Origin of the sequence: Euzebya sp. (assembly GCF_964222135.1) — a bacterium.
Lineage (GTDB): Bacteria > Actinomycetota > Nitriliruptoria > Euzebyales > Euzebyaceae > Euzebya.
On record NZ_CAXQBR010000022.1, the window covers coordinates 61,171 to 74,142 of the forward strand.

Genomic DNA, 12,972 nt, shown 5'->3' on the forward strand with positions numbered 1-12,972 from the left:
CCGCCGCGGTCACCCGGCGGGCTCGGGCGCCGGGGTGGGCGTCGGTGCCGCGGTCGGCTCGGGATCGGGCGCGGGTGGGGGTGGCGGAGGGGGTGGCGGGGGAGGGGGAGGGGCCGGCTCGTCGGGGGGCTCGGTCACGACGGGGTCCGCGGGCTCCTCGCCAGACGCGTCGTCCGGCGCGTCGTCGGTGGGATCGTCCTCGGGGGGCTCGGTGGGGCCGTCCGCCGCACCCGTGCCGACCTCGATGATCCGCGGCTCGGGGAGGTAGGTGGTCGTGAACCGCTCGACCTCCTCGCGGCCGTCGACGTAGCGGATGGTGCGGGTGATGTCGACGCTGAAGCCCGGCCGGCCGCCCTGGGCGACCCGCTCGTCGCCGGCGTCGAGCTCGTCGGTCTCGGTCCGCTCCTCGCGCGGCTCCCGGATCCCGTAGCGCTCGCTGGTGGTGGACTCCACCTCGGCCCAGGTGGTCGACACCAGCGCGACGGTCACCGACGTGTCGGTGTGGGAGGTGGCGACGTAGATGCCGTGGGGGGAGTCGTTGCGGAACGCCACGTCGATCGGCGGGTCGAAGTTCAACGTCGCCTCGCGCCCGACCGGGTAGCGGGGGATGTAGTAGCTGTGCGGCTTGAACTCGAGGATCTCGTAGCCGCCGAAGAAGACGGCGTTGAACAGCGTCGTCGCGAACTGGCTGACCCCTCCACCGATCTGGTCGGTGAACTCGCCGCCGGAGATCGCGCCGCCGTCGACGAAGCCGGCCTCGGTCGTGCGCGGCCCGACGTGGGCGTTGAGGGAGAAGGTCTCGCCGGGCCCGACGACCGCGCCGTCGACGAGGTCGGCCATCCGCTGGATGTTGGTGACCCGGCCCTCGCAGCAGGCGTGCTCCGTCGTGTAGGTGGCGACCACCTCGCGGATGCCGAGGGCCTCGAGCTCGGCGGTGGTCACCTCCGGCTCGAGGTTCTCGCCCTCGAGCGGCACGGTCCGGGGACCGACCGAGGTCGCGACCTCGAGGAGCTGGTCCGCCGCCACGACCGCGTCGAAGGCGAATCCGGGGGAGGACCCGACGAGCTGGACGGCGTCGCCGCGCACATCGACGACCGCGTCACGGGGGGGCTCGGACAGCGCGGCGCGCCGCTCGTCGCCCACCAGGCCGGCGAGGGCGGAGGGGTCGACGACGAGCTCGAGGGCGGCCGCGCCCGGCGTGGCGGTGACCGGCTCGGCGCGGACGGCCAGCAGGTCACCGATCTGCTCGGCGGTGAACGTCAGCGCCGCCTCCCCCCGGGTGAGGGTGACGGGCGCGCTGATCGCCCGGTCGACGTCGGCGGCCAGGCGTGCGAGGAGGTCCTCGTCGGCGGAGGGGGTGGCGGTGGTCGTGGGGACGTCCACGATCGTGACCTCGGCGTCGTCGGTGTCGGCCTCGTCGACCGCGGCGAGCAGGCGGTCGCGGAGGGCGGCGGCGTCGATGATCTCACCCGGCGGCGGGGGGAGGACCTCGACCAGCGAGCCGGCGACGAGGACCTCCCCGCGGACGGCGTCCAGGCCGAGGTCCTCCCCGAGGGCGATCACCCACCGGCGGTACGCCGCGTCGTCGACGACCTCGACAGGCCGGACCCGGGTCGTGGTGAACCCGGCGGTCAGGTGGTCGGCCATGGCGGCGAGCGGGTTGAGCTGCCGGCCGTGGCGGAGGACCGCGTCGACGGTCGCGTCGACGTCGACGGCGTAGCCCGCCGCGCCCGCCGAGGTGGGCACGCGCAGGGGACCGCGCTGGACGTCGATGCGCCGGGCCGCCCGGTCGGCGCCCATCGTCGCCACCGCCTGGCGGAGGGCCGCCTCCTCGAGCCCGCCGACCTCCACCCCGCCGACCACGGTGCCCGGCAGCGCACCGGGTCGGGCGCTCCGGAACGCGATCAGGCCCGCGGCGGCCGCCACGACGACCACGCCGGCGACGACGGCGGGGCGCAGCCAGGCCGGCCGGCCCGCCCTGCCGCCCGCCGGACGGTGCCGCCGCGGTCGCGGGGCAGGACGCGTCGCCATGTTGACGCCCAGCCTACGGTGCGTGGTCTGCCGCGACGACCTGTGCGCTCGCGGTCCGGCACCGGCGGACACCTGTCCGTTCGCCTCGTTGATTCGCGGTCGACCACGGGGTACACCTCGTGCCGCTTCCCCGTGACAACCCATCGAACGCACACCGCGGCCTCCCCTGGCCGCGGAGTCGTCCTTGCCGTTACGGATGGTCGTGCCCCCACGAATGCCGGAAGCCCCCACGCTCGCGCCCTCGTCCGCGCGCCGCGCCATCGCGGTGCTGTGCCTCCTCGCGATGGCCCTCACCGCCCTGCCGGCGGTGGCCGCCAGCCCGGAGGAGGACCGGATCGCCGCGACGCGCGCGCAGCTGCAGGCGGGGCGCGACGAGCTCGAGTCGGCGCGATCAGACGCCGAGGGGGACCAGATCGCCCTCGAGGACGCCGACCGGCAGCTGCAGGCCGCCTTCGACGCGGTCGAGGCCGCGTCGCAGGCCGTCGCACGGCAGCAGGAGGCCGTCGCGGACGCCGAGGCCCGGCTGGCCGAGGCGCGCGCGGAGCTGGCCCAGCAGCGCGAGCTGATGGGCGAGCGCGTCGCCCGGCTCTACCGGCAGGCCCGCCCCGACGACGTCATCCAGGTCCTCGGCGCCAACTCCGTCACCCAGGCGGTGCGCCAGAGCGCCTACATGAGCGCCATCGGGCGCGAGGACCGCGCCGCGGTCGAGACCCTGGCCAACGCCGAGCGCCGCGTCGTCGCCGAGGAGCAGGCCCTCGAGGCCGAGGAGGTCGCCCTCGGCAACGTCCTCACCGAGCAGGAGGCCCTGCTCGCCGAGGTGGAGGAGATACGGAACGACCGAGCCGTCGTGGCGGCGGCCAGCCAGGAGCTGGTCGCCCAGCTCGAGGCCCGCGAGAACCACCTCGAGAGCGAGGCCGAGGAGCTGGCCCGCATCGCCCGCGAGCGCGGGGCCGCCGCGGCCGCAGCAGCCCGAGCGGCCCAGCAGCGCGAGCAGCAGGCCGCCGCGGGGGGATCTGGCGGCGGGTCGAGCAGCGGCGGGTCCGGCAGCTCCGGCTCCGGTGGCGGGTCCTCGGACGGGGGAGGGGCGGACGACGACGGCGGGGCTGACGAACCCCAGGCCGCGCCCGCACCGCCGCCCCCCAGCGGCGGCGGGTTCTCCTGGCCGGCATCCGGCAGCGTGACCAGCGAGTTCGGTCCCCGCTGGGGCCGGATGCACGAGGGCATCGACATCGCCAGCGGCACCGGGACCCCGATCGCGGCGGCCAAGGGCGGGTCGGTCATCCACGCCGGTCCCCTCGGCGGCTACGGCAACCTGGTCCTGGTCGCCCACGGCGGCGGCTTCGTCACCGCCTACGCGCACCTGTCCGAGATCGCGGTCTCCTCCGGCCAGTCGGTGTCGACCGGCACCTACCTGGGCGGGATGGGCTGCACCGGATCCTGCACCGGCACCCACCTCCACTTCGAGATCCGCGCCAACGGCGTCCCGGTCGACCCCCGCAGCTACCTGTAGCGGCCGGCGGGCGGCTACCCGCAGTCCTGGGGCACCGCGCCGGCGCCGAGGGGGACCTCCTCGGCCGCGCCGGGGTCCTCTGTCGGGGGCGGGGGAGGGGGTGCGTCGAACGTCGCGCCCGGACCGAGGACGAGTGTGACGTCGGCGACCTCCGGGACCTCCGCCACGGTCGCGCCGGGGATCTGGTCGGCGACCAGCTGGGCGGCTGCCTGCTGCCCCGGGGGGTGGCGCACGACCGTGGAGGGGACGGCGTCGGCGTTGCCGACGCCGGAGACGGTGAAGCCGCGGGCGGTCAGGAAGTCGCGGTCCTGGCCGGCCAGACCCTCCACGCCGGCGCCGTTCAGCACCTGGATGGGGACGTCGCCGGGCTGCACGGCCGCGACGTCGGCCTCGGCCGGGACGCTCAGGATGGAGCCGTCGGCGAACGAGGCGAAGAGGCCGTCGACCTGCGCCGCATCCGGGATCAGCACCGACGCGCCGTCCACGTTCGCCGCGTTGGCCGGCACGGTGTAGGTGGCCAGCCCCGACCCGGCGAGGCCGCGACCGGCGCGGGCCAGGCGGGCCAGGTCGATGACGCCGAGGCCCTCGTCGGCGATCAGCGACCGGCCCGACGCCCCGGCGACGCGGAACAGCCGTGGGATGTTGACCACGGTGGAGGGGGAGACGACCTCCTCGACCAGCTCCTTCAGGAACCGCTGCTGGCGGGCGATGCGGCCGAGGTCGGAGTCGACGTGTCGGGCGCGGACGAAGCCGATCGCTGCGGTCCCGTCGAGGACGTTGCAGCCGGCCGGCAGGTCGACGCCCGCGAAGGCGTCGGTGAGGGGCTGGTCGAGGAAGATCGGCACGCCGCCGACCGCGTCGACGATCTGCACGAAGCCGAAGAGGTTCATCTCGACGTAGTGGTCGATCGCGATGCCGGTGAGGTCGGTCACCGTCTGGACCAGGCAGGACGGCCCCAGCCGGGCGTAGGCGCCGTTGATCCGCCCCTGCTGGCCGTCGCAGGCGGTGACGTACAGGTCGCGGGGGAAGCTGAGCATCGCCGCGCGGCCCCCGTCGACGCTGAGGAGGAAGATCGTGTCGGTGCGGCGGCCCTCGACCGCCTCGGTGCCGAGCTGGGCGAGCTGCTCGGGCGTGAAGCCCTCACGGCTGTCCGAGCCGACCACCAGGACGTTGAACGCGCCGACGCCGTTCCCGAGCCCCTCGACCGGCTCGCGGGTGATCTGGCTGGACGCGTACACGCCGAGGCCGACCAGCAGCAGCGCGATGATCAGCACGCCGAAGACGGCGATGCGCAGCGCCGCGCCGAGCGCCGCCCCGAAGGACAGCCGGCGGTGCCGTCCCCGCATCGGCGGTCCGAAGTCGTCGTCGCCGCCGGAGGGGCGGTCGCCGGCCCAGCGCTCCCCGTAGGTCCGATCGATCGAGTCTGGTGGCTGGCTCATCGTGGGACGTCGGGTTCCTCGGTCGTGGGGTGGTCGGCGCGTCAGCGGCCGGCGGGAGGGTCACCCCAGCCACCGCCGCCGGGGGTCTCCAGCCGGATCCGGTCTCCAGCCTGCACCGAGATGGTCGCCTTCGCGGGCAGGTCGCGCACGTCGCCGTCCGCGGTGATCAAGGTGTTGCGCCCGGGCGCGCCGGCCGAGCCGCCGGCCAGACCCCAGGGGCCGCGAGCCCGCCGCTCGGTCTGGAGGGTGACCGTGGCGGGCGCGAGGACCTCCACCTCCCGGACGACGCCCTCGCCGCCCGGGTGGTGCCCCGCGCCGCCGGAGCCGGTGCGCAGCTCGCTGCGGAGGACCCGCAGGGGGTAGGCCAGCTCGAGGGCCTCCACCGGCGTGTTGCGCGTGTTGGTCATGCCGGTGTGGATGCCGTGCATGCCGGGCCGGCGGGGGGTGCCCCCCTCACCGCCGCCGATCGTCTCGTAGTAGGAGAAGGGGGCAGCGACGCCGCGCGACCCGATCAGGACGTTGTTCATCGTGCCCTGCGACGCGGCGGGCACCCGGGCGGGCAGGGCGGGCGCCAGCGCGGCGAGGAGGAGGTCGATCAGCCGCTGGCTGGTCTCGACGTTCCCCGTCGCGACCGGGGCGGGGAACGTGGCGTCCACCACCGTGCCCGGGGTCGTGCGGACCTCGAGCGCGCGTGCCGTCCCCTCGTTCGCCGGCGCGCCGGGGTCGGCGAGGAGACGGAGCACGAACAGCGCGGCGGACTCGGTCACCGCCCGCACCGCGTTGACGTTCGCGGCGACCTGGGCGGGGCAGCGGCGCAGGTCCACGACCAGGCGGTCGCCGGTCAGCTCGACGGTCACCGCCAGCTCGAGCCCGTCGGGGTGGTCGTCGTCGACGTGCTCGAGGATGTCCGTCGCCGACCACGACCCCGTCGGCATGTCGCGCAGCGCCGCGCGGATCCGGCGGTCGGCGTGGTCCTGCAACGCCGCCATGTCGGCCAGCAGCCCGTCGGCACCGCGCTCGGCGGCCAGCTCGCGCAGGCGGGCTGCACCCGCGTGGTTGGCGGCGAACTGCGCGCGGAGGTCGCCGTAGCGCTCCGCCGGCGTCCGCGAGTTGGCCGCCAGCAGGTCGATCACGTCGGGGCGTTCGCCGTGGCCGTCCACGAGGAGGGTCGGCGGGACCCGCAGCCCCTCCATCGCGATGTCGACCGCGTCGGCCGGCATCGACCCGGGTGCGGCCCCGGCGATGTCGGCGTGGTGCGCGCGGTTGGCGACGTAGCCGAGCAGGCGCCCGTCGTCGTCGCCGACCGCGCCGACGCGGGGCATGTCCGGCAGGGGGCTGCCGCCCGCGTGGGGGTGGTTGACCCTCGCCTGCATGCCGGGCCGCAGGTCGAAGCGGTCGAGGACCGCGCGCACCGACGCCGGCATGGACCCGAGGTGCACCGGGATGTGCTCGGCCTGGGCGACCATCCGCCCGTCCGGGCCGAACACCGCCGCGGACAGGTCGAGGCGCTCGGTGACGTTGGGGGAGTAGGCCGAGCGCTCCAGCGCGACGCCCATCTGCTCGGCGATGCCGTCGAGGGCGTGGCGGACCACCTGCAGGCGGCTGGCGTCGCTCATGACCGCACCCCGCCGCCTTCCGGAGGCACCCGGACGACCAGGTTGCCGTGGGCGTCGACCTCGGCGACGTCGCCGCGCAGCAGCAGGGCCGTCGAGTCGGGCTGGGTGATGATCGCGGGTCCCTCGACGACGGTCCCGGCCGTGGTCAGGCTGCCGCGGGCGTGGACGGCGACGTCCTCTGGGCCGTCCCCGAGGTCGGCGGTGGTCCACCGCACGTCGGCGGCGGCGCCGAGGTCCCACCCCTCCAGCGGACCGTCGACCAGCGGCGGGCCGGTGGCGACCAGCCGGAGCGTGACGAGCTCGATCGGCCGGTCGGGCATCGCGTAGCCGTAGGCGGCGGTGTGGGCGGCGGCGAACGCCTCGGCCAGCCCGTCCGGCCGGCCGTCGGGGAACGGGATGCGCAGCTCGTGGGCCTGCCCGGCGTAGCGGAGGTCGGCCACCCACTCGCGGTCGCCGAGGGCGTCGTCGACCCGGTCGGCGAGCGCGGCGAGCGCGTCGCCCAGGTCGTCGCCGGGTGACGCCATCACGGTCTGGGAGACCTCCTGGCGTCGGGGGGCGACCAGCAGGCCGGCGGCGGACAGGACACCGGGCGCGGGCGGCAGGATCGCCGCGGCGCAGCCCAGCGCGCGGGCCAGCGCGGAGGCGTGGAGGGGACCGGCACCGCCGTAGGCGACCAGGGCGAGCCCGGCCGGGTCCACCCCGGCCTCGGTGGTGACGCGGCGCAGGGCGCGGGCCATCTGTGCCCGGACCACGTCGATGATGCCGCGGGCGGTCGCGCCCTCGACCGCGGCGACGGCCGCCTCGGCAGCGGCCAGGTCGGGCTCGAGCTGCCCGCCGGCGAGGTCGACCAGGTGGCCGAGCACCGCGTGGGCGTCGGTCACGGTCGGCCGGGTGCCGCCGCGGCCGTAGCAGGCTGGGCCGGGCACCGCGCCGGCCGACCGGGGGCCGACCTGCAGCGCGCCGCCGGGGTCCAGGGAGGCGATCGAGCCGCCGCCGGCGCCGACGGTGTGGATGCCGACCGTCGGCGTGCCGATCGGCAGGTCGCCGATGCGGCCGCGCTGGTCGATGACCGGCCTGCCTTCGAGGATCAGGCACACGTCGGTGCTGGTGCCGCCCATGTCGAAGGCGACCGCGTCGGGGTGGCCGGCTGACGTCGCGGCAGCCGCGGCGGCGACCACGCCCGCGGCGGGACCCGACAGGAGGGTGTGGACGGGTTCGGCGACCATGCGCTCGATGCCGGCGGTCCCCCCGCCGGAGGTCATGACCGTCACCGCGGCGCCGCCGACCCGGTCGGCGACCCGGGAGAGGTAGCCGGACATCAGCGGGCCGACCGCGGCGTTGAGCGCGCAGGTGCTCGCCCGCTCGTACTCGCGGACGGCGCCGACGAGGTCGCAGGACAGGGTGACGTGGACCGACGGGAGCGCGCGGGCGATCGCCTCGCCGATCTGCCGCTCGTGGTCGGGACGGGTCCAGCTGAACAGCAGCACGACCGCGACGGCGTCCGCCTCGAGGTCCCGGATGCGGTCGACGACCCGATCCACCTCGTCGTCGGTGAGCGGGACGAGGACGGTGCCGTCGGCTGCCACCCGCTCGACCGCCGTCACCACACGCTCCGGCGGGACGACCGGCTCGGGCCGCACGGCGGTGAGGTCGTACAGCGACGGGCGGTCCTGCCGCGCGATCACCAGCAGGTCCCGGAAGCCCTCGGTCACGACCAGCGCGGCACGGCCGAGGTCGCGTTCGAGGACCGCGTTGGTCGCGGTGGTCGTGCCGTGCCCGAGCGCGCTCACGTCGATGTCGCCACGGGCGTCGTCGAGCGCACCGGCCAGCCCGGCGCTCTGGTCGTCCGGGGTGGTGGCGGCCTTGCGCATCACCGGTCGACCGTCCGCGCCGACCACGACCGCATCGGTGAACGTGCCGCCGACGTCGACGCCGGCGACCGCAGGTCCGGACGGGGCGGCCATGTCGCCGCGATCCTACGTCGCCGGCCGGTGGGGTCAGCGGCCGGGGTCAGCCCATGGGGTCAGCTGGCGGCGATGGACTCCACCAGCCAGTCACCGCCCTGGCCGACGAGGGTGAGGACGTACGCCTGGCTGAGCGTCGACGCGGTCACCTCGTCGGCCCACGACACGGTGATCCGGGCGGTGCGGCGGTCGGCGTCACCGGCCTCGACCTCGAGGGTGCCCACCTCGGCCAGCTCCACCTGTCCACCGAGACCGCGGATGGCCGCGTCGTCGACGGTGACCCCGTCGACTTCCACGGCCTGCTGGCTCGCGTAGGCGGTGAACAGCTGGGTCATGCGCGGCTGCAGCTGCTCGCCGATCTCGGCATCGAGCGCGACGTCGTCGCCGCCGACCGACGGGCTGCCGGCCTGCGGACGGGGCACGAACGCGGGCGGGGCCACGACCGCCCAGCGGCCGTCGCCGTCCTGGACCAGCGGGACGTCGAGGTGCACCCACCGCGGGGCGTCCCGGCCGGTGACCTGCGCGGCGACGGTCACGACGGTGCGCTCGCCCTCGGCTCGCGAGGCGACCGGGACCGTGAGCACCGCCAGCTGGCTGCCCTGGCCGTCCCAGCCGAGCTGGGGGTCGAGCCCCGGGGCGAGGTAGGCGGCGAGCTCGCGCTCGCGCACCTCGGGGGCGGCCGCGTCGAAGTTGAGGTAGTCGTGGGCGAACTGGACGGCGAAGGCCTCCGCGTGCGGCCTCCCCGTGCTGGTCGCCGCGTCGGCGATCGCCCCGTCCGGGTCCGACCCGCTGGCGTCGTCCGCTGCTGCCGCAGCGGCCAGGTCCTCCGCGACGGGGTCCTCCGCGACCTGCTCGTCGGCCCTGTCCGGGGCCGCTGCCGGATCGGCCTCGACGGCGACGTCGTCGGCCGGTGCCGGCTCGTCGGCGGGCTGGGCGTCGGCGGGCTGGGCGTCGGCGGGCAGGGCGTCCGCGGACGGGTCGTCCGCGCCGGCCCCGTCCCCCCCGCTGGTCAGGATCGACGCGAGGGACAGGATGGCGATCAGCACGAGCCCGCCGAAGATGAAGGGGCGGACCCACGCGGGCGACGAGTCGCCCTTGCCGCGGCGGCGTCCGCCGCGCGGGGTGCGCTGCAGCGGGAAGCGCGGAGCGGATCCGATGTCGCCGTCGTCGGGATCGGGGTCGAAGAGGGGCGGGCGGGTCCCGGTGGCGCTCACCGCGATCACGCCCCGAGATCGCCGGCGACGTCGGCGTCGACCGGGATCTGGATGACCACCCCCGTGGGGATCGTGTCGGGGTCGGCGCCGAGCCGGTCGGCGTTCCAGGTGTAGAGGAGGCGCCAGGTGGCCTCGACCTGCGCCGGGGTGAGGTCGGCGGTGCCCCAGAGGGCCTCGCTGACGTCCCAGAGCGAGTCCCCGGCCTTGATCTCATACGACCAGCCGAGGGTCGGGGTGGCGGCCACCTCGTCGTAGACGACCACGCCGTCCTGCACGTCCGGGGTCCCGAGACCGCCCGTGGCGACGGGCGTGACGGCGGGGGTGTCGGTCGCGGTCGCCACGCCTCCTGCGCGGGCGGCCCAGGCCTGGCTGATCGCCAGGGTCCAGTCCGCGAGGCGGTCGGCGTCGACGGGGCGCTGCTGGGCCTGTCTGACGCGCTCCTCGATCGTCAGCTCCTCGACGACCTGGACCTCGGGGGCGATCGGCCGTGCCACCGGCCGTGCGTTCGGTGACGAGGGCGGATCGACCGCGGTGGCAGGCCGGGGCGCCGCGGGCCGGGGTTGGATCTGCAGGGGCGGTGCGGTCACCTGCGGCGTGTGGACCGGGTCGGTGCGCTCGGGGGTCGGCGCGACCGTCTCGGCGACCTCGTCGACCGCCCCGCCGACGACCTCGTCGACCACGTCACCGACCTCGCCGACCGGCGCGGGGAGCGCGGGGCTCGGCGCTGGCGTGGGACGTGCGGGTGCGGGGCGGGCCGGCGTGGCCGGCGTCGTCGGTGGCGGGGGGACCTGGATCACGGGCGGGTTGGGCGCGTCGGGGACGGCGGGACCGTCCTCCTCGCCGCCCGGCAGCTCCTCGAGCGGGTCCGGGAGCGCCTCGACGACGTCCTCCACACCCTCGCCGACACCGCCGACGACCTCCTCGAGGTCGTCGCCCACGCCGTCCACGACCTCACCGACCGCATCGCCGATGGGGTCCGTGACCCCGTCGGCCGGTCCGTCCACGGGGGCCTCGTCGACCGGTGCCTCGTCGACCGGTGCCTCGTCGACCGGTGCCTCGTCGACCGGGGCCTCGTCCTCCGGGTCGTCCACGACATCGCCGACCGCGTCCCCGACGTCGCCTGCTGCGTCGCCGACCCCGTCGGCCACCTCGTCCACGACGTCATCGACGACGTCATCGACGACGTCGCCGACCACGTCACCGACGGATCCTCCGTCCTCCTCACCGCCCGGCTGGGTCTCGATCCCGCCGCCCGGCTCCTCCGGCGTGACCGCGTCGACGACCTCCTCGACGACGTCGGGGGTGGTCGGCGGGTCCACCGCGACGCCCTCGCCCTCACCCGGTGGAGGGCCCTCCTGCGCCGCGGCCACGCCCGACATGCCGGGCGCGAGCAGGATGCCGGCCGCACCCACGGCGGCGGTCCCCTGCTTCGCGCGACGCCCTGCGGTCTGCAGCAGCGCCCGCGAGGTCGCGCCCTCGGCACCGCGGAGCTCCGCGGCGAGCACCTGGCGGCGGCGGAGACGTGCCATGGCCAGCTGGTCGGCGACGGTGGCGGCCAGCACGTCGTCGTGCGGGGCGTGGGAGTGCATCAGTCGGTTCCTCCGGTCGTTCCTGGCACGGTGATCCGACCGGTCGCGGCGGACGTCGGATCGGGGTGGTGGGCTGGCGGTGCGGCGTCGTCCGCGACGAACGCGTCGACCAGCACCCCCGCCAGCTCCAAGTAGGCCTGTCGGGTGGTCACGTCGAGCCACTCGAGCTCGACGGCGGCGCCGTTCGCGAGCTCGACGTCGAAGGGCACGACCACGACGTCGCGCACGAGCGCCCGGAAGTGGTCCACGACCTTCGTCACGTCGACGGGGCGGCGACCGTCGCGCACGCCGTTGATGACCACGACGGCGTCGGCGACCATGTCGGCCATGCCGTGCTCGCGGAGCCACGCGAGCAGGTACGTGACGGCCCGGGCGGCGTCGACGCTCGGTCCGGTGACCACGACGAGCTGGTCGGCCGCCTGGACCACACCGCGCGTGGCCGAGTCGAGGATCCCGGTCCCGCAGTCCGCGACGACGAGGTTGTACTGCAGGCGCAGGATGCCGAGCAGGCGCTCGTACTCGTCGCGTCCCAGCCGCCGGGTCAGTCGCGGGTCGTCGGGGCTGGCGATCACCTCGAGCCGGCTGGGCGCCTGCGACGTGAAGCCGCGGATCTGGGCGTAGCCGGTGATCTCCTCGGGGTACGCCAGCAGGTCCAGCGCCGTCGCATCGGTCTCGCGGGCGACGCGGTACCCCAGGCTGCCGGCGTCGGGGTTCGCGTCGAGGGCGACCACCCGGTCACCCCGCGTCATCGCGAGCGTGTGCCCGAGGTTCAGCGCGGTGGTGGTCTTGCCGACCCCGCCCTTGGTCGAGATCACCGCGATCGTGCGAGCGCCGGTGAAGGGGCGGCGGGCGGCGGCGAGCAGCTGTCGGCTGCGGCGCTCCTCCGCGGTGGGGTTGGGCCGGAACCGCCCGCCCGTGACCCGCCAGAGCCAGCGCCGCCAGCCCCGCACCGGCGCGGGGTTGCGGGCCTCGACCCAGGCGCTGTGGTCGAAGTCGACGACCGGCCCGCTGCCCACCTCGTCGACGCGGATCGAGAACGGGTCGGTCGGGGGCGGCGGCGGGGGGCCGTCGAGCGTGGTCGAGACGGCGCTCCACACCCCGCCGGACGCGGTGCCCACCTCGCCCTCGTCGTCGGTGTCCCTCATCCTGGTGCCATCCCCGTCGTCCGGCCGCGAACCCGTCGTGTGCGGCACTAGTTCTACCCACCTGTCGCCCGCCGGGCCAGGGGGGTCGTCCCGTGGTGTGGATGATGGCCGGCACCGCGGGCGGTGTCCACTACCCGATCGGCCCAGCCGCGCGGGTGCTGGACATGGGCCTGACAAGTCGGTGACGGGGGCGTCCGGGTACGTCATGCGACCCCCACCCGCAGTGCCATCACCTGCGGCGCGGCACGTACTGGACGTATGGTCCGGTGCGACTAGTCGGCGACGCGGTACCGTCTCACAGCGCGTGAGTCGTCGCCGACGGTGGGCGACCGAACAGGCGGAGGTGGGCGTGGAGATCTCGAGGCAGGACGGGACGGATCAGGCGGGACCCCGGGGGTTGCTGTGGGCCGACGGCGACGCGATGCCCCCGCCCCCGCCGCACGCCCCCCCCCCGGGCCCCCCCC

Annotated in this window: 8 protein-coding genes; 1 reads left to right on the forward strand and 7 read right to left on the reverse strand. The window is 75.9% G+C overall.

Annotated features, from left to right (window positions below; translation table 11 throughout):
- Positions 1 to 9: 9 nt before the first annotated feature.
- On the reverse strand, positions 10 to 2,031 hold the full coding sequence (locus ACEQ2X_RS06000; protein WP_370324883.1) for a VanW family protein: 2,022 nt from the start codon (positions 2,029 to 2,031) through the stop codon (positions 10 to 12).
- Positions 2,032 to 2,245: 214 nt separating this feature from the next.
- On the opposite strand from ACEQ2X_RS06000, the gene ACEQ2X_RS06005 reads away from it, so the two are divergent.
- Positions 2,246 to 3,541 carry a murein hydrolase activator EnvC gene (locus ACEQ2X_RS06005; protein WP_370324884.1) on the forward strand — a complete coding sequence of 432 codons (1,296 nt, stop codon included), beginning with the start codon at positions 2,246 to 2,248 and terminating at the stop codon, positions 3,539 to 3,541.
- Positions 3,542 to 3,555: 14 nt separating this feature from the next.
- Here the strand turns inward: ACEQ2X_RS06005 and ACEQ2X_RS06010 are convergent, their stop codons facing one another.
- Genes ACEQ2X_RS06010 through ACEQ2X_RS06035 form a run of 6 tightly spaced genes read right to left on the reverse strand, consistent with a single transcriptional unit; the run spans position 3,556 to position 12,508 of the window.
- Positions 3,556 to 4,980, reverse strand: coding sequence for an LCP family protein (locus ACEQ2X_RS06010; protein WP_370324885.1), 1,425 nt, complete (start codon positions 4,978 to 4,980; stop codon positions 3,556 to 3,558).
- A gap of 41 nt (positions 4,981 to 5,021) precedes the next feature.
- Positions 5,022 to 6,596: a hydantoinase B/oxoprolinase family protein gene (locus tag ACEQ2X_RS06015; RefSeq protein ID WP_370324886.1), complete on the reverse strand. Its 1,575-nt coding sequence runs from the start codon at positions 6,594 to 6,596 to the stop codon at positions 5,022 to 5,024.
- Positions 6,593 to 8,560 carry a hydantoinase/oxoprolinase family protein gene (locus ACEQ2X_RS06020; RefSeq protein WP_370324887.1) on the reverse strand — a complete coding sequence of 656 codons (1,968 nt, stop codon included), beginning with the start codon at positions 8,558 to 8,560 and terminating at the stop codon, positions 6,593 to 6,595. Before ACEQ2X_RS06020 ends, ACEQ2X_RS06015 begins: the two co-directional genes overlap by 4 nt.
- Before the next feature lie 59 nt (positions 8,561 to 8,619).
- Positions 8,620 to 9,774 carry a conjugal transfer protein gene (locus ACEQ2X_RS06025; protein ID WP_370324888.1) on the reverse strand — a complete coding sequence of 385 codons (1,155 nt, stop codon included), beginning with the start codon at positions 9,772 to 9,774 and terminating at the stop codon, positions 8,620 to 8,622.
- A 5-nt stretch (positions 9,775 to 9,779) separates the two neighbouring features.
- A complete protein-coding gene (locus ACEQ2X_RS06030) occupies positions 9,780 to 11,363 on the reverse strand; it encodes a hypothetical protein (RefSeq protein ID WP_370324889.1) in 1,584 nt (527 codons plus the stop codon).
- Entirely contained in the window at positions 11,363 to 12,508 is a 1,146-nt protein-coding gene (locus tag ACEQ2X_RS06035) for an AAA family ATPase (protein WP_370324890.1), read from the reverse strand. The genes ACEQ2X_RS06030 and ACEQ2X_RS06035 overlap by 1 nt, the downstream gene beginning before the upstream one ends.
- Positions 12,509 to 12,972: the final 464 nt, after the last annotated feature.